Here is a 26955-nt window from a genome sequence, read left to right as displayed (position 1 = left end):
TTCCGTATGACGCGGACGACACGCCGAAAACGAGGCTTTTTCCATGTGCGGCGTGCCGGCGCCTTCAGGCGCCGAACGTGAAGGAACAGGCTGCGGCGGCCGGCGGCGCCGTTTCATGGGAGGACCGGCAATGAGCGAATTAGGGTGAAATTCCTTTTTCGCCGAAGGGGGCGCAACGTTCCGGCCAGCCTATACCCTCGCTCGTGAGGACTAAGGAGTTCATCATGAGCACAATGAAATCAAGGGCATTCGCGGTTCTTGCGGCCGCGTGCACGATGCTGTCGGGGGCCGCGCTGGCTTGCCCCGCCATGGCCGCCGACAACACCATGGTCGCGACCGGTGACCTGTCCAAACCCCAGACATTGACCGTTTCCAGCACCGAAGACATCAGCGGGCAGACCTTCAAGGCCATCCGGCTCGCCCGGTATTCGGCCGCCACGACCAACGGCACCGACCTGACCGGCGTGGATGTGGCCGACGAGGGGCATGCGGCGAGCATCGACGCGGCGTTGAAGGCCTCCAAGGCCGTGACCGCGACGACCGCGGGCTATGACGCGACGAACCCGATGGCCTGGGTCGTCTCGAACATGCTCGACAGCGGTGCCAGCCCGTTCGCCGGTAGCCTGCGCGACCTGATCACGGCCCTGTCCAAGGACGCAGGCGTGACCGGGGATTCGAATGCGGTCACGCTTGCCAGGGGCGCGGCCAACACCAGCATGAGCGCCGAGGTGACCCCCGGCCTATACCTGATCGCCGATGCGACGGCGAACGGCAGGACGTCGATCCCCATGCTCGCCGCGACCGGCATCAACGGGATGACCACGCTCAAGAACGCCGGCGGCGCATCCCAGACGCTCGGCTCGGTCGAGTGGAAGCCGAACACGGCGAGCGTCACGAAGAAGATCCTGGAGAACGGCACCGAGGTCGACGCGAACTCGGCGGGCATCTCAGACACGGTCGTCTACCGGCTGGCGGGAGACATCCCGAACTGGACCGGCTACGACAAATTCCGCCTGCTGTTCGAGGACACCCTGTCCAAAGGCCTCACGTTCAAGCGTATCACTAAGGTCACGGTCGACGGCAAGAATCTCGAGGCCACCTTGTATCAGGCGTCCGCGCCTGCCGCCACCGCGGATGGCGGCAGCACGTTCTCCGTCGCGTTCGCGCCCGACTCGAACGGGGTCTCCGATCTGATCGCGCACAAGGACCGGTTCCCGGTCGGCAAGCGGATCGTCGTCGAATACGAGGCGACGGTGAACAAGGACGCGAAGATCAACACGGGCGCCGGCGGCACGTCCAACGACAACACCGTCAGCGTCCGATACTCGCACAGGCCCGGCAACGCCGACGATCTGGGCACCACGCCGGGCAACACGGTGAAGACGTACGTCGGCCGCCTGAACGTCGTCAAGCACGATGCGACCGGCAAGCCGCTCAAAGGCGCCACATTCACCGTCAGCGCCGCCAGTGCCGCCAGCCCCCTGCCCCTGGTGCTGGAGAGCGCCGGGGACAAGACCAAGCCGAGCGTCTACCGCCTCGCGCAAGGCCAGGAAACCGGCGCGACCGGCAAATTCGAGACTCCCGAATCGGGTCTGGTGACCATCAACGGGCTGGGAAGCGGCGGCTACACGGTCAACGAGACCGGCTCGCCCCTGGGCGCGACCATGCTGCCCTCGTTCAACCTGACCATCGACGCGATGCACGGCAAGAATGCGGCGAACCAGTTCACCGCATTCCGGGGCGACGGCAACAAGCTGGCCACATCCGACAACGCCGAGACGGTCACGGTCGTGAACGTGCGCAATATCGGCGAACTGCCGAAGACCGGCGCCACCTGGCTCATGATCTACGGCGTGTGCGCGCTGCTGTGCGTGACCGGCGCGATCATCCTGCTGGCGCGCAGAAGGTCCTGACCCGCCATGGCACGGCATGTGGCGAACTCGGGCCGGGGAAAGGCCAGACGCAATGCGGGAATCGTCCTGCTGGTCCTTTCCGGCCTGTTCGCCACCATGCCGTTCATGCTGATGATCGCCAACCGGCACGCGGACGAATCGCTCGCCGCCAGGCATGAGACGGCGGCCAGATCGATGAGCGACCCGACCGCCGAGCAGGAGCTCGCCAGGGCCCGGCAATACAATGCCGGGCTGTTGTCCGACGGCCGGGGGCGGGTCGGGGAGCAGGCCGATCCATGGTCCGACCCGGGCGAGGATACGGCCGCCGATGAGGACGCGACGTACATGGGCCTGCTGTCGACGCCCAAGGACGGGATCATGGCCACGATCCTCTACCCGCGTCTGGGCATCAACCTGCCCGTGCGCCACGGCACCGGCGAGGCCACGCTGGCGGCTGGTGCCGGGCACATGCACGGCACCAGCCTTCCCGTCGGCGGCGGAAGCACGCACAGCGTGATCAGCGCGCACACCGGTCTGGCGGACCGGCTCATGTTCGACCGCCTGTCGCTGCGCCAGGGGCGTGTCGGAGACCTCTTCTACATCAAGGTACTGGACCGCACGCTCGCCTATAAGGTCACCGACATCCGCGTGGTCGAACCGACCGATCTGAGCGCGATCGGAGTGCAGGCGGACCGGGATCTGGTCACCTTGGTGACCTGCACCCCGTATGGCATCAACACGCAGCGCCTGCTCGTCACCGGCGAGCGCACCGACATGCCCCATCCCGCGCCTGATCCCGCGGTCCCGCCCGGGGCCGGCGGCGATATGCCGATGATTCTGTGGATCGGCGGCGTGTGGGCCGTGCTCGCGCTGGCCGGTCTGGCGGCCACCGGAGCGTTGGCGAAAACGGTGGGGAGAATCCGGGCCAAAGGCCGGACAAACGGCTCGAGAAAAAGGAAAGACAAATGATGAACGTTCTTCGACGTCCCGCCGCCATGATCACCGTGGCGGCGACGCTGATGGTGGGATTGGCCGTGGCGGCCGACGCGTCCGTCCGGTCCGCCGCCGGCGTTGAAGCCAGGCCCTCGTACGCGACCGCCAAGCTCGTGAAGATCGTGGACGGCACCGGGCACGGGACCGCGGCGCAATCGTTCGTGAACAGCAGGAACGGGTTCCAGCCGGGCGATGACGCGCCGGATGACGGGATCGTGTCCAGCGGTGACGTGGTCGAATATGCACTGAGGCTGTCGTTCACCGCGGCCGCGAAACGCCAGGTGCGGGTGGCCTGGGACCTTCGGGAGTCGCCCTGGCTGTCCGCCGGCGACGCGGCGACGGGATTCTGCTCGTCCGGGCAGCAGGTGTCCGCCAAGCGTGACGGGGACGCGTGCGTGTACACGGTCAACGCCGGCGCCGTGGAAGTCCTGGACCAGCGGCTGGTGTTGCGGGCGAAGGACACGGAAGGCACCGCGAAAACCGGACAGAAGCCGCGGCTGACCGTGAGCCGGGTCGGAGAGGATTCGTCCACGGTCTCGTACCCGACCGATGAGGTGACGGTCGTCAGCGCGCCGGCCGCCGATCTGATCATCGACAACGGCGGGTACCCCGACAAACCCCATGAGGCGTGGGCACGCCGCAACGAATGGGTCGCATCGGGAACGATAAGCGGATACTTCGATTTGAAGGTGAAACCGCTCACCTATCCGGGGTACACCACGTCGCACGGCGCCAGCATTAGCGGCCCGTGGTCGGCGAGCGTGGACGTCAGCGCTTTTCCCGAGGGCAGCACCTTCAGCGTGGACGGCACGATGCTGCCGGTGCGCGACGGCAGGCTGCGCTTGGGGGGGATGCGCGGCGACAAGAGGCTGGATTGGAGCGTGCCGGCGGAACGGGTCGCGGATATGAAGCAGAACGACACGCGCATCTACGACATCGCGGTGATCCCCGACAAGACAAGTTTCAGCGCCGACGGGGGGAACGCGCTGCTGAACATGGGCGACGGAACCGAACCCGGCATGAACGCGAAACGCGACAAGGACACCGGTTCGAGGGACACGGGGGCGAAGAGCGGCTACCCGTACGCGAACAACGACTGGTCGCGCGCCATCATCGAACGAAACAACACACGGGGGTCCGTGTTCTCCAAACTGCTGCAACGCCCGTACACGCCAGGAAAAACCCTGTTCGACCCCGAATCGCAGGATTTCGCGAAGGCCTCGTCCGACCAGACGATCATCCACTACTATTCGGCGGACCAGAACGGCGACACGGTCGCAACGGGAACGCAGACGCGCGTCACGCTCAGCATGGCAGCCGACAGAATCGAGGGCGTCCTGTCCTCCGATCCCGTGCTGGGCGACGAATGGGACCCGACCCAGCAGCAATGGCAGGGAGGCCTGTCCGTCACCCGCGGCGGGAAGCCCTTGGACCAGGGCGTGGACTGGAACGCATCATACACGTATGACGATCCCCGATCGGGCAACGCGGCGTGGCATGACGGCGTGCCCGCCGACACCGATGCGAAGGTGCGGGCGATCCGCGTCAGCTTCGACCGCGCGCGGTTCCAGTCGGCCGCGGACACGGGCACGGTCCGGGTCGTCTTCCTGACGCGCGTGACCGTCGACGCGGCGCGGGGCAACGTGAAAAGCTCGGACACGATGACCGGAGAATTCACGACCGACCAGGAGACGGCGCGCGCCGAAGGCGATAACTTCGTATGGGTCATCGCACCGTCCGAACCGGCGGCGTCCATCGATACCGCGGTCACGGTCACGGACGGGATGGGAACGGAACGGGCCGATGGCGCGCAGCCGGGGGATACGGCCGGATACGTGATCCGCCCGCGTCTGACGAACATCCAACGCTCCGGCACCGTGGTCAAGCCCACGATCACGGTCACGTATCCGGACGGGCTGCTCGACCCGGTGATGGCCGGCGGGCCATGGAAGCTCACGATCAGCGGATCCGGAGCGGGCAGGACGATCACGTTCACGTACGATTCGCCGGACGGCACCCTGATCCCCGAGCTGGGCGTGGACGGCTCCGTCGATCTGCCGGCCATCGAATGGCGGGCGACCGTGGGCAACAAGGCCGCGGGCACGATCAGCGCCGCCGCCACCCAGACGACGGACATCGCTCAGAACGGCACGGTCCCCGCCCACCCGCAGGTCACGTCGAACACGGCCGTCGCCCAGTTCATCGTGGATGCGAAAGCCGGGGAAACCGGCGCGTTGAACGCCCTGACCGGCAAGACGGGCATCGGCGATTCCCTGTCCTGGCGCTTCAACCTGTACGCCAAAGGATCGGGACGTACCGGCGGCGCGGACACGATCGTGCGCGTGCCCTCCAACGACGACGCGATCATGGCCGGAGACAACAACACGGGCCTGGACGGCTCCTGGCGCGAATACGACCGCGGCCACTCCGCGTACCACGGCACGTGGAAGCTGACCGAGCCGGTGTCCGTGAACGCGGCCAACAGCACGGCGACGAGCATCCTGTATTCGACGAGCGTCGCCTGGACGGATGAACCGGACGACTACGAGTGGAAAACCTGGGAACAGCTGAGCGACGAGGACAAGTCGAGGATCACCGCGATCCGCGTCCGGTCCGATTTCGAGACCGGTTCCGACGGGAACATGCCCGTGGCCGCCGCGGACGGCACGATCACCCTCATCCCCACGGACGGCACGAAGGACGACCGGTACGTCATGTGGCCCGGCCGCACCCGGTTCAGCGACGGGCATGCCATGGGCAACCTGCCCTGGGCCGACGCGGTCACGGCGACCGCCGGATCGATCAGCGGCACCCTGTGGTGGGACAGGAACGAGAACACCCTGATCGACGCCGGGGAGGAATGCATCGGCGGCATCGAAGTGAGCCTGTGGCGCGCCGACGAGAACGGCGGCCGCATGGGCGACGCGCCGTTGAGGACCGTGAACAGCGACGGCGACGGCCGATACGAGTTCGACCTGCTGCATGCCGGGAACTACCGCGTGCAGGTGAAGCGCTCGACGGGCACGAGCACAGGCGACGGCGTGCAGACCAGCGTCACCACGTACTATTCGCAGGACAAGCCCGTGGCCGGCACTCGATCGTGGAACTCCAGACTCAAGGGCCAGGCACGCGACGAATCGGACGTGATCCGGCTGACGGTCGGCGCGGACCAGCAGAGGGTCGATTTCGGATACGCGAAGCCCGACCCCAAAGCCACCCTCGACAAAACGCAGACCCGCCTGTCATGCACCGCCGACTCATGCGAGATCAACTGGGACGTGAAGGTTACCAATAGCGGCAAAACCACCGACAAAATCCATATACCCCCCACAATTTCCAATGGAGGCGCGAACTCCTTCGCATTGGATTCGACCGGCCACCTATGGGCATGGGGCGACAACAGCTTCGGCCAGCTGGGCGACGGCACCACCACCGAACGGCATACCCCGGTTGCGGTCACGCCCGACCGCACGTACACCACGGTATCCACCGGAACGTATCATTCCCTGGCACTGGATTCGACCGGCCACCTATGGGCATGGGGCGACAACAGCTTCGGCCAGCTGGGCGACGGCACCACCACCGAACGGCATACCCCGGTTGCGGTCACGCCCGACCGCACGTACACCACGGTATCCACCGGAACGTATCATTCCCTGGCACTGGATTCGACCGGCCACCTATGGGCATGGGGCGACAACAGCTTCGGCCAGCTGGGCGACGGCACCACCACCGAACGGCATACCCCGGTTGCGGTCACGCCCGACCGCACGTACACCACGGTATCCACCGGAACGTATCATTCCCTGGCACTGGATTCGACCGGCCACCTATGGGCATGGGGCGACAACAGCTTCGGCCAGCTGGGCGACGGCACCACCACCGAACGGCATACCCCGGTTGCGGTCACGCCCGACCGCACGTACACCACGGTATCCACCGGAACGTATCATTCCCTGGCACTGGATTCGACCGGCCACCTATGGGCATGGGGCGACAACAGCTTCGGCCAGCTGGGCGACGGCACCACCACCGAACGGCATACCCCGGTTGCGGTCACGCCCGACCGCACGTACACCACGGTATCCACCGGAACGTATCATTCCCTGGCACTGGATTCGACCGGCCACCTATGGGCATGGGGCGACAACAGCTTCGGCCAGCTGGGCGACGGCACCACCACCGACCGTCGTGCCCCAGTTGAGATCACGCCCGACCGCACCTATGCCATGGCGTCGGATGCCTCCCCGGAGTCGGCCGGTACCGGGAACCTGCCAGCCGACAGCGTCCTGTCCGACCGGATGAGCGGCATCGTCGAAAACGTGAGGGCGACCGCGGGCACGGTCAGCCGGACCGAGGACTCCTACAATACCTTCAAACAGGTATCCTCCAGTAGTTTCCATACCTTGGCGTTGGACTCCTCCGGCCACGTATGGACCTGGGGCAGCAATTCCAACGGCCAGCTGGGCGACGGGACCAACACCGATCGGCAAACCCCGGCCGATGTGACCACGGTCACGCAGGGCGTGGCCGTGGATCCGACGGCGGTCCCGGTCGACCCCGTATCGGAAACGCAGGATGGCGGCGACGTGATCCGCACGTACAACCCGCCGTACACGATCGCGCCGGGAGGATACATCGTGTTCCATTTCACCGGTACCGTGAGCCGGGCCCAAGCGGATCGGATCGTCCACAATCAGGCATGGTTCGACTCGCCGGACACCCCGTACGCGGGCACGCCGCACGCATTGCGCGAGAACACCACGACCCCGTTCAAACCGGACGACACGAAACTCGACCGGTCGAGCCACGACATCACGGGCAACCCCTCCTGCCGAACCGGCACGGATTACCGGAACCCGGGCATGGAGCACTGGTTCAGCAACGGCAACGAGGACTCCTGCGACCAGGTCGGGGCGCTGATCCCCGCCTATACGACCGAACCCGTCCGGGGCAGCATCAGCGGCATGTACTGGCGCGACCAGAACAGGGACGGCATCAGGCAGGATACGGAGACCGATAGGATCCCCGGCCTCAGCGTCATCCTCGAGAACCAGGCGGGCGAGCGGATCTCCACCACCGTCACCGACCGCAACGGCGCCTACCGGTTCGACAAGCTCCCGCTCGGCTCGTACCGCATCCGGTTCAGCCGCGTGCCGCGCGCCGACTTCACCACACCGGACGCGAGCGACGCGAATCCCGTCGTGGATTCGTCGTCCACCGACTCCGACGCGGGCACGGGGGAGGACTACGGCATGGGCACCCCGCTTATCACGCTGACCGAGACGACGCCCGACCGGGACCACATCGACGCCGGCGTGCTCGCGGACAAGCCGTGGACGGGCATCCTGCCCCATACTGGTCTGTTCGTCCTGCCCTGCCTGATGATCCTCGCCCTCGCGGCCATGATCGCCAGCATCCTGCTGTTGCGCCAGCCAGCCGCCAAGGAACGGGACTCCGAGAAACACGGTTCGTGATCTTCAGGAAGGAGGCTTGGGGCCGGCAGCCCCAAGCCTCGGGGGAGCCCGGATACGGGAACGCCCATGCCGATATGCGCTTTGTCATTCCTCCGTCGATTCGTGAGCCAGCGTCCGACGAAAAGCCAGAGGGTTCGCTAGAATGGAGTATTATGACTGATCCGATTCCAAGCGCAGGCGAAACGACCATCATCGGTCTGCCCGCCATTACCATTCCGATTACCTCCACCGGGGACCGCCCGCTGACCCAGGAGGACCTCGACACGATCGCGCGCCTGTCCGAGGGCACGGCGCTGCTGATCTCCACTCGCGGCGCCGTATCGGGCTCGCGGTACCTGCTCGACGAGGACGAGACGACCGTCGGCCGCGACCCGCGCGCCGACATCCTGCTCGACGATTCGACGGTGTCCCGCTCGCATGCGGTGTTTCGCCGCACCGCCGGCACCTTCGAGGTCATCGACGCCGGCAGCCTCAACGGCACGTACGTGAACCGCCAGCGGGTGGACCGCGCGACGCTGAAGAACGGCGACGAGATCATGATCGGCAAGTTCCGTCTGGTCTTCTTCACGAAGTCCGCCGTCATTTCCTGATTCCCAAGCCCCGGACTGCCGGGGCTTTCCGGTTTTCGGCGGCGTGCGCCGCGCGGGGCCGGATGGCGTAGGCGCCCATGCGGGCGTCGGGCGTCCGCATGACGGCCGTCCGCGAGACACGCTGGCCGGAAGGGAAGAGTGATATGGCCGAAACGCAGGGCAAGCGCCAGGCGGGGGATCTGCATCTGCTGGTGCCCTTGGAGGAACGCGACCGGCTGGACGCCCGCGACGCGGTCCAGGGGGAGCTGTTCGTCACCAGCGACGCCCAGGACGCCAAGCGCGGGTACCGGGGGACCGTCGCCTCGAAAGTCGCCGGCATCACCTACCGGCAGCTCGACTACTGGGCGCGCAAGCAGATCGTGGAGCCGTCGATCACGCCGTCGCACGGCTCGGGGTCCAGGCGGCTGTACTCCTTCAAGGATGTGGTGATCCTCGCCGTGTCCAAGAAGCTGTTGGATGCCGGCGTGAACCTGCAGAACGTGACCGCGGCCATCAGCTTCCTGTCGCAACGCTCCATCGGCCAGCTGGAGAACGTGACCATCATGTGCGATGGGCAGAACGTGCATGAATGCACAACCAGCGAGGAGATGATCGACCTGCTGCGCAGCGGCAAGGCCATGTTCGCGGTGTCCGTCGGCTCGCTGTGGCACCAGATCGAGACGGCGCTCGAGCACGAGGATTACGTTGATCTCGAGAACGCCCCGGCGTCGACCGGCGCCGGCCGGCCGATAGACGAACTGACCGCCATGCGCATGCGCAGAAAGCTGGAGGCGCAGCGCGCCCAGCGAGAATCCGTGTGACCCGGCGTGCGTATGTCCGCCGCCGTGCGGACCGCCGGGGGATGAGTATCGAGGTATGTCATGATCGATGACCTGTTGCCGCTGCTGATGTGGCTGTTCGCCGTGGTCTGGTCGCTCGGCGTGTGCGTGGTCTGCGCGGTGCGCGGGCGCCTGTTCGACCGCGCGCGCCGGCGTGATGTGGATCCGGTGTCGTGGAACGTCGTTGCGGCGCAGGCCGCCTCGGTGGTGTTCGTCGGACTGCCGTTCGTGGTGTATTCGGTGACCCGCGACGAATACGGCCCGGTCATGAGCGGCTTCTACGAGCGCTACCTGATCGCCGGCGTGGTGATCTCGCTGCTGTTGGTCGCCGCCGAATGGGCGCTCATGTACGTGCAGGCGTGGCGGGCCGACCGCAGCATGATCGACCGGCTGCTCAAGCGATAGATAAGAGAGAATCGACGGCGCATCATTCATCCACGGGGTCGATGGACTCGGATGATCAGCACGATGATCCCCGACTTGCGGTGGTTCTCCGATCTGTTGATCGTCCGGCTTGTGGGGTTGCCGATATCATCATGATGTTGCGGGAGCCTTCCGGACGGGCGCCTTGGAATGGTCGATCGTCTGAAAGCGACCGATGTGATGAATCGTAGCCGGTGAACGATTCTGCCCGAAAAAGTTCTGTTATCCTCTTGATCAATTGAAACCCTAACGGACGGTAGTCAGCGCCGGGCTCCGCATCTTGGCCAGTGGATGATCGTCAAAATCTACGACGCTGATATCCTTCGGCGCTCTTTGACCTACGATTATCTGGCGGCGTATATCTGCGGTTCCTGTTTTTTCTATTTGGAATCGGCGTTCTTTGCACTCGAACAGATCGGAGATCGGATACATAGGGGTTTGCGATATCAGGGTAAAGTCCACTCGTTCGCCGGGTCCGTGTCGGTCAGGTCCCGTTCGCCGGCGACGCGTGCGGGACGGATGAGAATGCTATGGTCGTCGATCGGCGTGTATGTCATGCCAATGCGGTCGAGCGCCTCTGATCGGGATCTGGCATCGGGATCAGAAGTGGGAAACGGATCGGCGTCGCACACATACCCGTTCGTGTGCCGGGCGGAGAACAGGACACGGCAGGCGAGTTCGGGAGGAATCCATGAACTGTTGCATTTGCGGGGACGGGCAACCATGATGCCGACGTGTTCCACGCTGGTTCCCATGACGGTGGCGATGGTTCCGCAGGCGACGGCCATGTCCTCGGGCATTCGTCTGAGCATGCACAGGAGGCGCCATTGCGCGGGGAACGTGGGCGCATTGTCGAGCGCGTGATTGCGGATGAGGATCTCCCGTCGAAAACTTGCGGCGATCCCGAACAAGGTCCAGGTCGGCATGGTCGTGCAAGGGGATGGCGTCGTTCGTATTGACGGTCTGCGTGCCGTTGCTTGGACCGAACGCCCCCTCGAAGATTGCCGAAACGGGCATGTTGCTCCGGTCCTTTGGCTGTTGAGAAGACCGGAATCGCCTGCAGGTTCTGTTCTCGCTGCCACCCGACGGGTTAGGAGGGTTGCAGTCCTTCGATTACGGGCGTACGGTTTCGTCCCGAAACGGTCAATTGACCGGCTCGTCATGGCAATCCCGTCTCATCCCAGTCGCGTGACACCATAGCCGTCTTGTCCGGCCGCATGATGGAAGGAACGGTAATGGGAAAGGCATTCAGACCGATGTGCGCGGTCGTGGGAACCGTGCTGCTGCTCATGGCGATCAGCCCCCAATCGATGGCCCACCAGGACGCCGGAGTATCGCAACGCGAAGCGGAACCGGTGCTCGACATGTACGTCGGCCGGCTCAACGAATCGTCAAGCACGACAAGAGGCCGCTCCGCGCCACCGGACGACCGTACGGAACGGGTCGCACGTGATATGGTCGATCTGATCGAACGCCGACGTATGGATCGCCCGAAGCACGTTCGGGAACCTCAAGACGCCTAGCCTGAAATTCTTCGGCGCAGCAACAGCCTTGTCACGTTTCCATCGGTTCCTCTCATTCGAGAGACTACGCAACAGCTCGGACGCCGCACAACGCCTTTAACGCATCGAAGAAGACGGCTGCATCGCCAACGCAGACATTCCGGTCCCAACAACTTGCGCTTTCGAAAGTTGAATGCTATAGTGAATGAAAAGCTTTTCATAAATGCTTTTTTCGTGAACTTGCATATGAAAAGCTTTTCATAGCATCAGAGGCGGCGAATGCACAGTTGCCTTTACCGCTGCGGTCGAAGCGATTCGACGGATATTGCCCAATGAAGGACAGAATTAAGGAATACCGATGAAGATGAGTCTCTACAGCAAAATGCGTAATGCCATATCGGCGGTAGTCGCAAGCTTGGTTTGCGTATCAATGCTTGCTGCTTGCTCCGCAACTACCACGAGCGAGAACGCCAAAGACACTGCAGCCACCGCACTTTCGGTTGCGGAAAAGGCTATCGACGGCAAAGTGCTGTCTACCGGCGCCAACGGCGAGGAAGCGGCATCGGCGGATGTCGCCGATCTTACGGATGCAGAAGTGCAGAAGATCAAGGACGCGCATCTGAAAGCCGCACTAGTGTTCCACTACGCGGGCAATGACTGGTACAACGCGCAGGTTGCCGGCCTGAAGTCCACGTTCAAGGAGCTCGGCGTTGACATCATGGCCATCACCGACGCAGACTTCAGCCCGGACAAGCAGGTGTCCGACATCGAAACCGTGCTGGCCCAGAACCCTGACATCATCATCTCCATACCGACCGATGCCACGGCGACTTCCGCCGCATACAAGAAAGTGGCCGAAGCCGGAGTGACACTGGTGTTCATGGATCAGCCGGCCAACGGTCTCGAAGCCGGCAAGGACTATGTGTCGGTGGTTTCTGCGGATAATTACGGCAATGGTGTGGCCTCTGCCCACATACTCGCCAATTCGATTGGCAAGGAGGGCAAGATCGCGGCACTGTACCATGACGCGGACTTCTTCGTTACCGAACAGCGCTATGAAGGCTTCAAGAAAACCATCAAAGAAAAGTACCCCAATATTGAGATCATCGCAGAAAAGGGTGTTTCCGATTCTGATCTGGTCTCGCAGTCCCAGTCTCAAGCCGACGCGATCATCAATCAGAACCCTGATCTGAAAGGTATGTGGGCACCGTGGGACGTTCCCGCCGAAGGAGTCATGGCCGCGGCCCGTAGCGCCGGTCGTACGGATCTGAAGATCACCACCATTGATCTTGGTGAATCCATCGGCGTAGCCATGGCGCAGAACCAGCTCATTGCGGGCACTTCGGCGCAGCGTCCGTACGATCAGGGCGTTACCGAGGCGAAAATTGCCGCAGGCTCTCGAGTGCTCGGGAAAGATTATCCCACCTATGTGGCGTTGTCTGCGCTCCCCGTGACCCATACCAATCTCTCGGATGCGTGGCAAGAGGTCTACCACGATGCTCTGCCGGGCGATATCTCGAAACTGCTGGACAAGTGAACCGTACATGATCGGAAGCACAATGGAAACTCAAGCCTCAGTGGTGCATATGGAGCATATTCATAAGCAGTTTTCAGGGGTCAGCGTGCTGAATGATGTTTCGTTCGACCTTCGCTGCGGAGAGGTCCACGCGTTGGCAGGGGGCAACGGTGCCGGTAAATCGACGCTGATGAAGATCCTGCAAGGCGTGTACTCGCTGGACTCCGGCACGATACAGATAGGCGAGGAGCAATTCACCTCGCTGTCTATCGAGGCCGCCAGGAAGGCGGGGATTGGCATGGTGTTCCAGGAATTTTCCCTTGTTCCTACGATGAGCGTCACTCAGAACATTTTCATGGGCGCGGAAATGCTGGACAACTGTCGTTTCTTGGATAAAAAAGGCATGCGCCGGCGGGCGAAGCAGATCCTCGAACGGCTGGGTGTCAACCTTGACCAAGACGCCGAAGTGGGAAGCCTGGCAACGGGATATTGGCAGTTGACGGAAATCGCCAAAGCGCTGCGTGCCAACGCCCGAGTGCTCATCCTCGATGAACCTACGGCATCGCTAAGTACAGCGGAGACGGAACGTTTCTTCGACTTGGTGAGACATCTTAAGAACGAGGGCATTTCTCTGATCTATATCTCGCACCGTATGGATGAAATCCGAAAGATCGCCGACCGGATCACAATCCTGCGCAACGGCACCAACCTGCTCACCTCTGATATCGCCGACATCTCCGACGAGGAAATCATCGACGGCATCGTCGGGCAGCACACTGAAAAGCTCGGCAAACACCGTCAGCAAGAGTCAAGCATCGGTGAAACCCTGCTGAAGGTCACTGACCTGAGCACCAATAAGGGCATCCGGCATGTGAGTTTCGAAGTACGTGGCGGTGAGATTGTCGGGCTTGCCGGTCTCATGGGATCAGGCCGCACCGAGGTGACCCGCGCTATGTTCGGCATCGACAGGATCACATCGGGCACGATCGAGCTGAACGGTCGGCCGTATGCTCCGAAATCAGCCAAAGACGCGATGTCTCATGCGGTGGCCTTAGTGCCAGAGGACCGTCGAGAGCAGGGCTTGGTGGTATCCCATTCGGTACGGGACAATCTTACCTTGACCCGCTTGAACGAGTGCCGCAGCAGTGGACTGCTATCCACTAGGAAGATCGAGAAGATCGCCTCGGATCTTATCCGACGCTTCTCGATCAAAGTGGATGATCAGGCTGCCCCCGCATCGCGACTGTCCGGCGGTAACCAGCAGAAGATCGTCATTGCGAAATGGCTCGGGCGCGAGCCTGATCTTCTGATCATGGACGAACCCACTGCCGGAGTGGACATCGGCACGAAATCAGAAGTGCTGGCCAATGTGACCGAGTTCGCCAACAGTGGCAAAGGCGTGCTGTTCATCTCCTCAGAGCTGGCGGAAATGATCGCTGTGTGCGACCGGTACGTGGTAATGAAGCGAGGCGAGGTCGTGGCCGAACTGAGCAGCGAAGGCATCGACACGGAAGCGGATCTGCAACTTGCCATTCAGCATGCCGGCATGACCGTCGATGAAGGCCGGACGATCCAAGACGGCGAAGTATTGGAAGGAAAAGAGTCATAACATGGTACAAGCATTAAAGAAAATAGACATTCGAAATAATATCGTCTATGTCGGCGTTGTCGTGGTGTTTATCCTGTTTGCCCTGATGCTGTCAGGCAAGGGATTCACCAGTACTGTGAACCTGTTGAACATCCTTCGCCAGTCCTCGATCATCATCGTAATGGCCATGGCGATGACATTCGTGATCGGCGCTGCGGAAATCGATCTGTCCGTCGGATCCATCGCAGGCCTGGCATCCGTGGCCACGGCCATGGCCATCGCTCGATTCGGCATCGTCGCGGGCGTCTTCGCCGGACTGCTCGTGGGCGTGCTGTGCGGTGTGACCAACGGCCTGTTGGTGGCCCGTGCGAAAATACCGTCATTCTTGGTGACTTTGGCCACTATGGGCATCACCGTGGGCGTTGCGCAGTGGATCACCAATTCATCACCGCAGCCGATCTTGGACGCGAACTACAACTTCATCTTTGGCGGTGGCCAGATCGGGATCTTTCCCGTGATCATCATTTGGGCCTTGGTGTTCTTCATCATCGGCGTGATCATTCTTGGTAAGACGCGGTTCGGCAAGCACACGCTCGCCGTGGGCGCCAACCCTCTTGCCGCCAAATACTCCGGAATCGATGTGACGAAGATCCGTTTCTCAGTGATGTTCTCCTCCGCGATGTGCGCGGCCGTTGCCGGCATGCTCTACGCGGGACGACTGCAATCAGGCCGGTTCCAGTGGGGAGATGGAGATGAGATGAATGTGATCGCCGCTGTGATCTTGGGCGGCACCGCACTGTCGGGAGGCCGTGGGTCTGCGGTAGGAGCTGCAGCCGGAGCCATCCTCATGGCAATGATCAACAACGGGCTTATCCTCGCAGGCCTGTCTTCCGCCCAGCAACAGGTGGTGCGCGGCATCATCATCGTACTGGCCGTAGCGCTGGCCAAGCGCAACAATGATTGATTTTCCATACATATGGAATAACGAAAGGAACAACCCATGACAACCACAACCCAACGATTCATCACCATTGATGATTCGGCGCTCAAAATCAACGGAAAACGAGCCGAACTCTACGGCGGCGCGATCCACTACTGGCGTCTCGAACGCGACAAGTGGGAGAAGATTCTCGACGAGATCGTCGATCTCGGATTCACCATGGTATCCATCTACATTCCCTGGGAAGCGCACGAGCTATCCCGCGGCGTGTTTGACTTCGGACAAGTGGATCCTCGCACGGACATCGACGCATTCCTAACACTGTGTGAGAAGAGGGGATTGAACATTGTGGTGCGCCCTGGTCCGCAGATCAACTCCGAGATGACCTGGTTCGGATACCCTAAGCGCATCCTTGACGACGAACGTTTGCAGGCCAAGAACTCCAGCGGCGCCCGTGCCGTCCTCAACCAGGTACCGAAGCCGATTCCCGCACTTTCATACGCGGTCGACGCGTTCTTCGAGGAAACCGCGCTGTGGTATGACGCGATTTGTCCGATCCTGGCAAAACATGCGGCGAATAACGGAGGAGGCATCGTCGCTTGCCAAGTCGACAACGAGATGGCGTTCTTCTTCGGCATCAATGCGTATTCCGGCGATTTCTCCGACGCGTCCCTGCAACTGTACCGCAAGTTCCTGATCGACAAGTATGGGTCCGTGGAGGGCGTGGCCAAGGCATACGGGCTCGGACATATCGATGATTTAGACGCATTCCAGCCGCCGCGACGATTCGATCGTGCGGATAAGGCCAGTATTCCGTGGTATGCGGATTGGTCGGAATACCGTGAACGTTACCTGATCGACTCCATGGACAGGTTGGCCGGTATGCTGCGTGACCGTGGCCTCAACCAGATCGCACTGTTCCACAACTATCCGCATCCTCTGGGGCCGGGAGGCGCCGCTTCCGGCTTCACCTGCCCATTCAACCTGCCGAAATTGGAGGAGAAACTCGACTTCGTGGGCTTTGACATCTATTCGCGCAAGCACCTCTACAATCATGTGAAGACCGTTGCGTCATACGTGGTGGGCTCCAGCCGATTCCCGTACATTCCGGAATTTATCGCCGGCGTGTGGGCCTGGTACTTGCACCCGGGCGATGCCGCCGACGAAGAGTTTGTCACCAAGGCCGCCTTGATGCAGGGGATCAAGGGATTCAGCCGTTATATGATCGTCGAGCGAGACAAGTGGTTCTTCTCTCCGATCCGCCGCGATGGAACTGTCCGTCCGATGTCCAAGATGCACAAGACCATGAACGACATTCTCAGGGGAGTCGACTTCGGAAATCTTCGCAGACGCAGCGACGTGCTGCTGCTGGCCAACAGGGAATATGATCGCCTTGAGGCATCTTCGGTGCTGGTCTCATTCCCCGGCGATTTTCTGGAGACGCCGTCCGGCTTCTCCGAATATCCGAACCGTATGACCGTGGCGGATGAGACGTTCGGATTCGACTCCATTGTCTCTCGTGAAAAAGGTGAGTACTTCAACGCGTTCAATGAATCGTTGAAGACTAGCGGCGTTGGATTCGTGCTTTCGGACACCGATCTGAATCCGCGGCGCTGGGCCGGATACCGTGCTGTCGTACTTGTCACGGAAGACTGGCTGAGTGAGGACACGCAGCGCGCCCTGACCGACTACGCCAAGGCCGGAGGTCTTCTGATCATCGGCCCCAAGGTTCCGGCCTTCGGTCATACCATGGAACCTTGCACCGTGCTTGCAGATGAGCTGGGTCTGGCTCCGGGACGAGTCGAGAACGTATCGACCGTGTCGGTCGGGTCCGGTTCCGTCATCGTCGTACCGTCCGTGGAACAGGCCAAGAACGTCGGCGAGATGATTGCGCACAGTGCCGACGTGACTCGATTCATCAGCGATGACGGCCGTGTGGATGTCGTGGTTCACGATGACATCACCGACCCCGGTCGACAAATCGTGTTCGTATGCAACCCCACGGATCAGATCATCTCCACTCATGTGTCCGTGGATCAGCAGCTTGTCAGCGCCCGCGAACTGTGGAATGGCCTGGAGCTGAACGTCGTCAAGGGTGGTCTTGACCTGACCCTCGACCCTTATACGATCATGATCTGCGACTGCGCCGTCAACTGAAAACAACAACTACGTAATACATCGCACGAAAGGAATACACCATGTTGGGCAAAGACGTCCTAATGGAAGATATCGATATTGATCAGTGGCGCAACGCTCAGGACCTGCTACTGGAGTCATCCAAGGAGAAAAGACGCATAATTGTGCTTCATGACAGAGGAGTAGTCCGCAAATGCGAGCATACCGATGGGATACCGGTTATCGGTGCTCCCGACTGCATCACTGACGCTCCGGCACAGGCTCGGACGCTATATGAACAGAACGCTGGCAGAGTGGACTTCGTGGCCATTTTCGAGAGGAGTGCTTTCGATGAGTACTTCTCCCGCATGCAGCAGTCATGGGTGGCCGATGAGCCGCTTGACTCCTTCGTGCACCGCTCCTACGCTCTGCTGGATGAATACCCGGACACTATGGTGACTTATCCGGGGCCGGCCAAGCAGATGCTGGGACTTCAGTATCGTTTCGGAGTCAGCCGCAATGAGGCCATTGTACTGGCCAATCGCTGGCTGAAGCCGGATTCGTCCCTGCTGTTGGGCGTTTACGATGATGGCAGGCTATGGGCCAGCTTGGTGATGACCTTTGACGCCAATATGACCATGGTCGAACTGACAACGGTTGATTCCGAGCGGGTCGACGTCAACGGCGGTCTGGGAGAGGTCACTGCGCGCGCAATGGGGTGGATGACCGAACATCATCGCTCCGAAGCCGTTGCATTGGTCTGGACTCGCGAGGCGTTCGAGAAGTTCCGAGCAGCAAGGAACAAGGAACTGGCAGTTGCTGAATCCATCGCCGACGGTACCGCAATGGCATCGCATTCGTGATCGTCGATGCACCGGGGCGTGGGAAGACAAGCATCTTCCCACGCCCTTTTCCATAATGTCCTAGGATTGGATTCTGCTAATAAAGTGTAACTGTTCCGCAATAGTAGGGGAGGACCTCCATGCATAGCGAGAAAGGTGCGCGATCAGGGATTCTGGACGTAGCGCGGGTCGCTGGAGTCTCTCCAGCCACGGTCTCCAGAGTGATCAACGGCACAGCCAAGGTCTCGCCAGCAACACGCGAGGCGGTACAGTCGGCGATCAGCACCCTGCATTACGAGCCCAACAAATTCGCTCGCTCGCTGATCACCAATCGTTCGGGAATCATTGGTGTGCTTATCGATCGTTCGATCAGATACGCTACGGCAAATGTGTTGGTCCAGCTCGAGGAATATGCCTCGTTAATGGGATATATGTCCGTGGTACTTACCGTAGATAAGCCATTCCGCGAAAGATTCACGCAGTCTTTGACCAAGCTCAGGTCACTTTCCGTAGAAGGTATCATTGTCATTGCTCCGCGTGTGGGACTGTCCAAGACCATCGTGGATTGCCATGTGCCCGAGCCGGTCATCATCGTAAGCTCCGAATTAAGCGACATCGGCATTCCCATGGTGGGCGAAGATCAGTATACCGGCGCTTGTCGGGCGGTTCGTCATCTCGTGCAGTCCGGTCATCGACAGATTTGGCATGTTGCTGGTTCACAGGACTGGTTTGATGAACGTCGACGCATGGAGGGATGGAAAGACACCCTTGAACTGCAGGGGTTAGGAGCGGGGAAGATGCTTCAAGCCTCATGGTCGCCGAAATCAGCATATGAAATTGTGATGGATACGGATTTCTCTCATTGCCCGGACGCCATGTTCGTGGCCTCCGATCATATGGCGATGGCCGTGATTGCGGCGTTGACCAGTAAAGGGCTGCGAGTCCCTGACGATATTTCGATTGTGGGTTTTGATGATGCCGAAGGCACCGCATATGTTACCCCGCCGCTTACAACAGTCAAGCAGAATCTGCCGGCGGTGGCCCGCAAAGCGGTGTCACTGCTGGTCTCCGTCATCGAAGGCAAGCCCGTTGACATGGTGACGATGATGAATTCCGAACTTGTTATACGTAGTTCGACCAAAGATAAGCGTTAAGGATCGCCGTTTTCGCGAGCCGCCCGCGGGATCGGGGGAGAGCGCAACGTACGCCCGGAATCGTCCGTTGCCCAGTTGGATGACGCCTCCGGCGCCCTTGTCCCGTCTGCCGATCCGTTTCGCGCCCGCCGTAAACCTTTTCTGACATAATGTACATTATCGGATTTATATAGACATACGCAGTTACGGCGTACTGGCGCCGTCCGGGAACCATTTTCTTCATCCCATGGATTCGGCTGTCCTCCGGCTATGGAGAATCGACAGCGAGGAATGGAACGTTCATAGAATTCATCGTTCACGTCACGGGCGAACCAACCGTACCCATTGGCACGCACATATCCGATCTGCTGGGCGATCTCCTCATCATCTACCGGCCGAACTTCCACGGGCCGTCTCGGAAGACTCGGTTCGGCCGTGAACACAAGACCTCCCACCGTATCGGCATTGCCCAAGAGAAGAAACGTATCAATCGAATCGATATGCAATCGAAGCGCCATCCGCCGTCGGGCGTTTTCGTCATCGGGAAGCAGGTTCTCCAGAAAAGTCTCGGCCGCCATACGTGAGGCGTTTCCGTTTGCAGGAAGGCTCAGACTGATAGGGGGCTCTCTGTCCGAGTCTATCGGAAGGAGACCCGGCCATGCGGATCCCTCAGAAATCGGCATAGGGTCTGCCGGATGGGACGGCCCCCGCTCAGGCGAAGTACGCCTCGACCGCGCCGGCGAGCTCGCTCACCGTGTCGATGATGCGGTACGCGCCGTGCTGCGCAAGCTCGCCGGGCTCGGCGTAGCCCCAGCCGCAGCCCAGGCAGTCGAGGCCGCAGGCGATCGCGCCGTCGACGTCGGTCCAGCGGTCTCCGACCATGAGCGCCCGGTCGCCGGCCTCGGCGTCGAAGCCGATGTGGTCGAATGCGTATCGGATCACCTGGTCCTTGTTCAGGCGGGAGTTGTCCTTGCTGGCGCCATAGATGCCGTCGACCATGGTGTCGATGCGGAAGTGCTCGCACACCGGCACGGCCTGGTATTCGGGCTTGCAGGTGGCCACCGCAAGATAGTATCCGGCCTCGCGCAGCCGGCGCAGCTGTTCGGGGATGCCGTCGTACACGCGGTTGTACAGCCGGCCCGGCACCTTGTGGCCCGGGTCGTTCGGGTCGTCGAAGACGGCCTTGTCGCCGTAGTACTCGCGGTAGATCTTCACGCCGCGGTCCAGCTGGTCGCCCTTGAGGCCGTTGCGCTTGAGCGACTCGATGATGGCCGGTCCGATGAAGCGGTGCAGCTCGGCGTCGTCGGGCACCGGCAGGCCCTGTTCCTCGAACGCTTTGACCACGCAGGCGATGATGCCGAAATGCGATTGCGTGAGCGTGCCGTCAAGGTCGAGCAGAACGATGCGTCGCGGCTGCGTGGACGTGCTCATAGGTGGTTCTCCCTGTTCATCGATCGTGGGTTGCTGCGGGCTGCTGCCCGTGCGTCGGCATGGCCCGGCCGTGTGCCGCGGCCAAACGGCCAGGCGGCCGCCGTGCGGGTGCCGACCAGAAAATATTATGCCCGGCCATACTGACCGGGCATCGGCTTCATGTGTTGTTCACTCACTCGTAGTCGGGAATCCAACCGTCGCGGTGCATCTGCAGGCGCTTGTCGAGCAGCGTCTTGAGCTCTTCCTCGCTGCGGCGCTCGAGCAGCATGTCCCAGTGGGTGCGGGTCGGCTTGGCGATGTCGTCGCCCTCGCGGTCGGTATCGCCCTCGCGGTGCGCGACGGCGCCGCAACGGCACTCCCACTCGTCCGGGACCTCGGCGCCATCGGCGAACGGCAGGATCGTGCGATGCCCCTTCGGGCACACGTAGGCGACTTCCGTCCTCGCCGCGAAATCCACGTTCTCATCGGATTCCAGCGACTTCGCGCCGATGCTCATGCCGCGCAGACTGCGTTCTGCCATATTCACTCCTTCTTGGACTCAAACCTGTACTACGCTACAAAACAGTTCGGACGACCGTATTATTCCCCGGCATTATTCCCGGCCGGCCCGTCGCCGGGCGGATTGCCCCCCCGCGACGGCACCGCGACCCGCGCCGGCGCGGGGCACGCGGTCAGTCGACGCCGGAATAGGCGACGATGCCGCGGTTGACCATGTCGGCGGCCTCATGGGCCGTGGCCGCCAGCGCCTCGCCGTCCGGCCCGAGCAGCGGAGCCGCGGTGGCGATCTGCTGCAGCACGTCGGTCAGGCGCTTGGCGTTGCGGACGAAATCGCCGCCGGTCAGCTCGACGCCGCGCAGCACGGCGGCAAGATCCTCGCCGTCGGCCCATTCGTACATGATGTCGGCGATGCCGAAATCGGGCTGCGGGGGCGCCGGCAGCCCGTCGTCCTCGCACATCATGCGGATCGACGCGTGGATGCCGCGCAGCTCCTGCGCCGCGATGGCCACCGGCCCCTGCGAGCCGCCCGGGTAGTAGCGGGGCTCTCCCCCGCCGCCGCGCCTCGCCTCGTACACGAGCGACGACAATGCGGAGGCCAGGCATGCGGGCGGCAGCAATTTCAGCGTGCCGTTGCAGATCGCCTGGGCGAGAATCAGATCCTGTTCGCTGTACAGGCGCCGCAGCAGCTGCCCGTGCTCGGTGAGCCGGTAGTCCAGTCCGTTCGGATCCTCGTCGTGGCGTTCGAGATAGCCCAGCGCCGCCAGGATCTCGCATATGCGGTCGAACTGCCTCGCCACCGACCCGGTGCGCGAATCGTAGCGGTCGCGCACCCGTTCGAGCTCGCGCATCTCGCGCGCCCAGCGGTGGCCCCATTTGAGGTGCCGCTGCAGATCCGGGCACTGGCGGCACGGATGGTCGCGGTCGAGCGCCTTGAGCTCGCCGATGCGCCGGTCCAGGTCGCGGAACGCCTGGGAACGTTCCTTGTCGGTACGGAACGCGGTCTGCTTGAGCTTGCGCCGGCCGGCCTTCTCCAGGTCGCTCAGGCGCATGCGGATGGTCATCAGCTCCTTGAAGTCGCCGTGCTCGCATACGAACGCCTGTTCGTATCCTTCGATGGCCTGTTCCAGCGTGCCGATCTGCGATTCGAGCTGCCACGCGGATTCGTTGGCCTCCCACTGGGCGAAGGAATGGTCGAGCGTGACGCGCGCGGTCGCGTAGTCGCTGGAATTGAGCAGGTTGACGGCCATGTTGAACGTCGGTCGGAAACTCGAATGCAGCGGATAGACGCGCTTGCTGGACAGCGACGCGGCCGTGGCCGGCAGGAAGCCGTGATGGTCCACGACCACCGCGTGCCCGATCGTGTCGATACCCCGCCGCCCAGCGCGGCCGGTCAGCTGGGTGAACTCCCCCGGCGTCAGCTGCACATGCCCGGTGCCGTCGAATTTCTCGAGCTTTTCGACCACCACGCAGCGCGCCGGCATGTTGATGCCCAGCGCCAGCGTCTCCGTGGCGAACACCATCTTCACCAGACCCTCTTCGAACAGGCGTTCGACTATCTGGCGGAACAGGGCGATCATGCCCGCATGGTGCGAGGCGAAGCCCTCCTCGAGCGCGAAGCGGAACTTGGAGAACTGCAGCGCCTTGAGATCGTCGGCCGACATCTGGCCCTCGACCATCTCGTCGACGATGCGGCGGATACGGCGCACCTCGGCTTCGCTGGTCAGCTCGAGGCCGGCGTTGATGCACTGCTCGACCGCCTGGTCGCAGCCGTTGCGCGAGAAGATGAAGTAGATGCCGGGCAGCATGTCCAGATAGTTGAGCTCGTCAACCACGGCCCAGCGCCGCGGCGTATGGCGTTCCGGCTTGCGCGCGGCGCGGTCGCGCCCCTTGCCGCCCCGCCCGGCCCCGCCGCGCCGGTTCGGCCGTTCCTCGCCGCGGCGGCGGGCCGCCCTGCGGTCGAGCTGGTCCAGACGGTCGATGAGCCGCGCGTTGATCTTGGTGGTCTGCTCGCCGTCGCCGTCATGGCGGTACAGGTCGATCAGCTCGGGTTCGGTGTGCTCGTCCGCCTGCACCATCACATGCTGCTCGAGCGGCACCGGCCGGCGTTCGGAGACGACCAGCGTGGTCTCGCCGCGCACCGAGGTGATCCACTGCGAGAAGTCCTCGACGTTCGACACGGTGGCGGACAGCCCGACGATGCGCACGGATTCGGGCAGGTGGATGATGACCTCCTCCCACACCGGCCCGCGGAAGCGGTCGGCGAGGTAGTGCACCTCGTCGAGGATCACGTAGCCGAGCGCGTTCAGCGTGGTCGACCGCTCGTAGAGCATGTTGCGCAGCACCTCGGTGGTCATCACCACGATGTCGGCCTCGGAGTTGATCGACGTGTCGCCGGTGAGCAGGCCGACCCGGTCGGGCCCGTACACGGCGGCCAGATCATGGTACTTCTGGTTGCTCAGGGCCTTGATCGGCGTGGTGTAGAACGCCTTGACGTTGCGTTCCTGCGCGAGGAACATCGCGAAGTCGGCGACGACGGTCTTGCCGGCGCCGGTCGGCGCGGCGACCAGCACGTTGCGGCCGGCCTCGAGCGCCTCGTTCGCCTCCCGCTGGAAATCGTCGATGGCGAACGGCAGGGTCGCGGCGAACCGCCCGGCCGCCGAACGGGCCCGGGCGCGGGAGTCGCGGAACGACGCGTACCGCTGCGCCGGCGAGGAGCCGGACGATGCGGACGCGCTGGAGTGATGGTGTCGAGTCATAATTGCCGTTTCCGCCCCGACTGATCCGGTTGACGGGCCGGGGCCTATGGTGATTGGTGTCGAAATCGGCGCCGCCCCGCGCTCAGCGGCTGTTCCAATCGGCCCACTGGCGGGCATGGCGCTCGCGCTTGGTCTGGCGGCGGGCGACCACGGCGGCCTGCGCCTGCGCATAGCGCTCGGATGCGGCGCGCAGCGGTTCGGTGAACACGGGCGGCGACTGGCGGTCGGCCTCCTGGTCGGGCTCGCCCATCGCGGCCATGCGGTCGCCGATCTGCTCGCCGACCTCGCCGACGATCCTCAGCCCGCGCATGCCGTGCACGGCGGCGTAGACGACGCCGGCGACCAGCATGGCGACCATGAACAGCGCCAGCAGCAGCCAAATCCACCAAGGCATGATATTCCTTCCCTGTCGCGGCCCGCCACGCTATTCGGCGTCGGGCCGTGCGGCATCGTCGAGCTGGCCGACGCTCAGCTCGCGCTGGGCGCGGGCGACGATCATCGTGCGCAGCGTTTCGGGCGCCACCGCGGTGATGTGGCGGGCGTGCGCGATGCAGAACGCCACGAACCAGGAGTCGGAGGACACCGTCAGATGCACCTTCTGGCCGTCCGCGCACGGTTCGACCGTGGCGCCGGGCAGCGTCTTGGTGAACGGCAGGTCCTGGCCGTCGGTGATGAACACCGCGGCGGTGCCGTTGTCGAAGCTCCACTTGCGCAGTTCGCCGACCGGCACGTCGGGGATCTCCACCTTGGCCTTCGGCTCGACCAGTTCGGCGCGCTCGATGCGGGCCAGTCGCAGCACCTGCCAGATGCGCGGTTTGCCGTTGGCCTTGTTCAGGCGCGTGTCCTTGTCGACCAGGGACTTCTTGTCCTTGGGGGCCGCGGCGGCCACGTCGGTCCACACGGCCGCGTAGTACACGCCCTCGTCCACGAAGATCTTCGCCGGGGCCACCAGCTTGCGGCGGGTGCGGCCGGCGCCATCCGTGTATTCCATGTCGAGCAGCTTCTCCGTGGAGATCGCGCGCTTGACCACCGAGAAGCTGCGCGGTTCCAGCTCGTAGCCGGTCAGCGACAGCCACGGGGTCTCGCCGGGTACCACATGCGAATGCAGGCGCTCGTACAGCGAGCGGGCCTTCGCGCGCTGCTCGTCGGGCAGCAGCGGGGAGTGGGCCAAGTAGCTCACCGACGCGGTCAGCAGGCTCAGATACTGCGGGGAGATGCCGGCGAGGCGCTCCAGGCCCAGCGAATTGGTGGCGGAGACGATGCCCTCGGCATCGAGCAGCGACCAGTCGATGTCGAAGAACTGGCTGCCGGCCATTTCGCCGTCGTCGGAGACGGTGGTGAGCGTGTTGATGTCCTTGTGGATCACGTTGACGAACTTCTTGAGCTCGTCGTCGCTTTTGGCCTTGCCGATGAAGCGCTCGGCGAGCTCGGCCAGAGAGTATTCCTCGCCCAGGTGGGCCGACAGGAACAGCATGAGCCGCAGCCGGCGGTCCACCTCGCTGCCGGTCTGGAACGAGGCGCCCTTCTTCTGGTGGCCCTTGAGCGATTCGGGATCGTCGTCGTCGGGATCGGTGTGGCTGCTGATCGCCGAGGTGACGACCGTTGAGCCGTTCTCCCCCTCGGATTCGTCGGCCAGCGTGAACGCCGTGGCCGCGTTGAGGCGGCGGCGGAAGGCGTCGACGGCCTCCTGCGGGCTGACGATGTAGGCGCCGGGATGCTCGAGCACGAACATCGCCAGATCGTCGGAATCGGTGTAGGCAACGTTGATATGCTCGCCGTCCACGTCCACGGTGGCGGCGAAACGGCGCGACTCGATGACCTTGACCAGCGTCTCGGGAATGGGCTGCGTGCCCAGCCCGGGCGCGATCGAGTCGAGGCCGAGTCCGGGAATCGGCGTCTGGGGCACGCGCGGCGTCGTGCGGGACGTGTGCACCGGCTGCTGCTGGGACGCGGTGGACGACACGGAGATCGACCGGGCCAGATAGTTCGCCGCGGCCAGCACCGGCAGGTCGTCCTGCTCGAAATGCAGGCGGATGCGCGGCTCGTCGCCCAGCTGCAGGCGATAGGACGCGAAATCCTGTCCTTCGGACTTGGACGAATACTCCGGCTGCCTCGATTCGATGGCGATGCCCATCGCCGCCAGCTTGGCGCGGTCACGCTGGAACTGCTTGGCGAACGCCGCCTTAGCCGCCTGGTCGGCCAGCTCCCCGTACGAATCGGCGTAGGCCTTCACGCGCTGCGCGATCTGACGGGAGGTAAGCCACTGCGGGAAAGCGGATGACAACACGGCCAGCACATCGAGCTCATGCTTGCCCCATTTGTCGGAAAAACGCCTTCTTCCGTTGGTACCCTCTGCCATTAGTCCTCACGTATCGTTATCGTACCGTTATAAGTGTGCGGCAATCGTGTTGCTCGCACTTCATCTATATTAGAGGCTATTT

Annotated in this window: 20 protein-coding genes; 13 read left to right on the top strand and 7 right to left on the bottom strand. The window is 62.7% G+C overall.

The features are described 5' to 3' along the window. The first annotated feature begins 224 nt into the window (after positions 1 to 224). The 6 genes from BBSC_RS06515 to BBSC_RS06490 all read left to right on the top strand — a co-directional run bounded on the left by BBSC_RS06515 (position 225) and on the right by BBSC_RS06490 (position 10175). Complete coding sequence (locus BBSC_RS06515) at positions 225 to 1913, top strand: isopeptide-forming domain-containing fimbrial protein (protein ID WP_081893075.1); 1689 nt, start codon at positions 225 to 227, stop codon at positions 1911 to 1913. A 6-nt stretch (positions 1914 to 1919) separates the two neighbouring features. Then, positions 1920 to 2861, top strand: coding sequence for a class C sortase (locus tag BBSC_RS06510; RefSeq protein ID WP_081893076.1), 942 nt, complete (start codon positions 1920 to 1922; stop codon positions 2859 to 2861). After that, on the top strand, positions 2858 to 8362 hold the full coding sequence (locus BBSC_RS12820; protein WP_053070846.1) for an RCC1 domain-containing protein: 5505 nt from the start codon (positions 2858 to 2860) through the stop codon (positions 8360 to 8362). Before BBSC_RS06510 ends, BBSC_RS12820 begins: the two co-directional genes overlap by 4 nt. 152 nt (positions 8363 to 8514) lie before the next feature. Beyond that, positions 8515 to 8952: an FHA domain-containing protein gene (locus BBSC_RS06500; RefSeq protein ID WP_033519909.1), complete on the top strand. Its 438-nt coding sequence runs from the start codon at positions 8515 to 8517 to the stop codon at positions 8950 to 8952. A 143-nt stretch (positions 8953 to 9095) separates the two neighbouring features. Continuing rightward, a complete protein-coding gene (locus BBSC_RS06495; protein ID WP_033519910.1) occupies positions 9096 to 9752 on the top strand; it encodes a MerR family transcriptional regulator in 657 nt (218 codons plus the stop codon). Between the two features lie 60 nt (positions 9753 to 9812). Then, positions 9813 to 10175, top strand: coding sequence for a hypothetical protein (locus BBSC_RS06490; RefSeq protein WP_051923272.1), 363 nt, complete (start codon positions 9813 to 9815; stop codon positions 10173 to 10175). Positions 10176 to 10639: 464 nt separating this feature from the next. On the opposite strand, the gene BBSC_RS06485 is transcribed toward BBSC_RS06490, so the two are convergent. Beyond that, positions 10640 to 11119: a hypothetical protein gene (locus tag BBSC_RS06485; protein ID WP_033519911.1), complete on the bottom strand. Its 480-nt coding sequence runs from the start codon at positions 11117 to 11119 to the stop codon at positions 10640 to 10642. A 309-nt stretch (positions 11120 to 11428) separates the two neighbouring features. Here BBSC_RS06485 and BBSC_RS06480 point away from each other — a divergent pair, with 309 nt between their 5' ends. The 7 genes from BBSC_RS06480 to BBSC_RS06450 all read left to right on the top strand — a co-directional run bounded on the left by BBSC_RS06480 (position 11429) and on the right by BBSC_RS06450 (position 19850). Further along, on the top strand, positions 11429 to 11716 hold the full coding sequence (locus BBSC_RS06480; protein ID WP_033519912.1) for a hypothetical protein: 288 nt from the start codon (positions 11429 to 11431) through the stop codon (positions 11714 to 11716). A gap of 337 nt (positions 11717 to 12053) precedes the next feature. Beyond that, a complete protein-coding gene (locus BBSC_RS06475) occupies positions 12054 to 13232 on the top strand; it encodes a substrate-binding domain-containing protein (RefSeq protein WP_231649366.1) in 1179 nt (392 codons plus the stop codon). Positions 13233 to 13239: 7 nt separating this feature from the next. After that, the gene (locus tag BBSC_RS06470) at positions 13240 to 14820 is read left to right on the top strand and encodes a sugar ABC transporter ATP-binding protein (protein ID WP_231649365.1); all 1581 of its coding nucleotides are present in this window, start codon (positions 13240 to 13242) and stop codon (positions 14818 to 14820) included. A 1-nt stretch (position 14821) separates the two neighbouring features. Then, positions 14822 to 15763: an ABC transporter permease gene (locus tag BBSC_RS06465; RefSeq protein ID WP_033519913.1), complete on the top strand. Its 942-nt coding sequence runs from the start codon at positions 14822 to 14824 to the stop codon at positions 15761 to 15763. 36 nt (positions 15764 to 15799) lie between these two features. Next, a complete protein-coding gene (locus BBSC_RS06460) occupies positions 15800 to 17896 on the top strand; it encodes an alpha-amylase family protein (RefSeq protein WP_033519914.1) in 2097 nt (698 codons plus the stop codon). A gap of 41 nt (positions 17897 to 17937) precedes the next feature. After that, positions 17938 to 18717 (top strand): hypothetical protein, encoded by a 780-nt coding sequence (locus BBSC_RS06455; RefSeq protein WP_033519916.1) that lies wholly within the window; start codon positions 17938 to 17940, stop codon positions 18715 to 18717. 119 nt (positions 18718 to 18836) lie between these two features. Continuing rightward, the gene (locus tag BBSC_RS06450) at positions 18837 to 19850 is read left to right on the top strand and encodes a LacI family DNA-binding transcriptional regulator (RefSeq protein ID WP_033519917.1); all 1014 of its coding nucleotides are present in this window, start codon (positions 18837 to 18839) and stop codon (positions 19848 to 19850) included. Here the strand turns inward: BBSC_RS06450 and BBSC_RS13305 are convergent. The 6 genes from BBSC_RS13305 to BBSC_RS06425 form a co-directional block, all read right to left on the bottom strand. Beyond that, positions 19847 to 20407 (bottom strand): hypothetical protein, encoded by a 561-nt coding sequence (locus BBSC_RS13305; protein ID WP_231649364.1) that lies wholly within the window; start codon positions 20405 to 20407, stop codon positions 19847 to 19849. The genes BBSC_RS06450 and BBSC_RS13305 overlap by 4 nt on opposite strands. Before the next feature lie 133 nt (positions 20408 to 20540). Next, on the bottom strand, positions 20541 to 21260 hold the full coding sequence (locus tag BBSC_RS06445; protein WP_033519918.1) for an HAD hydrolase-like protein: 720 nt from the start codon (positions 21258 to 21260) through the stop codon (positions 20541 to 20543). Between the two features lie 172 nt (positions 21261 to 21432). After that, positions 21433 to 21780, bottom strand: coding sequence for an RNA polymerase-binding protein RbpA (locus BBSC_RS06440; RefSeq protein ID WP_033519919.1), 348 nt, complete (start codon positions 21778 to 21780; stop codon positions 21433 to 21435). Positions 21781 to 21931: 151 nt separating this feature from the next. Then, entirely contained in the window at positions 21932 to 24514 is a 2583-nt protein-coding gene (locus tag BBSC_RS06435; protein ID WP_034535520.1) for a DEAD/DEAH box helicase, read from the bottom strand. Positions 24515 to 24596: 82 nt separating this feature from the next. Next, the gene (locus tag BBSC_RS06430) at positions 24597 to 24908 is read right to left on the bottom strand and encodes a hypothetical protein (RefSeq protein WP_033519033.1); all 312 of its coding nucleotides are present in this window, start codon (positions 24906 to 24908) and stop codon (positions 24597 to 24599) included. A gap of 30 nt (positions 24909 to 24938) precedes the next feature. Next, positions 24939 to 26873 carry a helix-turn-helix transcriptional regulator gene (locus BBSC_RS06425; protein WP_033519032.1) on the bottom strand — a complete coding sequence of 645 codons (1935 nt, stop codon included), beginning with the start codon at positions 26871 to 26873 and terminating at the stop codon, positions 24939 to 24941. Positions 26874 to 26955: the final 82 nt, after the last annotated feature.

The sequence above is a fragment of the Bifidobacterium scardovii JCM 12489 = DSM 13734 genome, from assembly GCF_001042635.1.
In the GTDB taxonomy this organism is placed as follows: Bacteria; Actinomycetota; Actinomycetes; order Actinomycetales; family Bifidobacteriaceae; genus Bifidobacterium; species Bifidobacterium scardovii.
The sequence above is the reverse complement of the archived record's forward strand: the minus strand, read 5'-3'. Positions and strand labels throughout refer to the sequence as shown.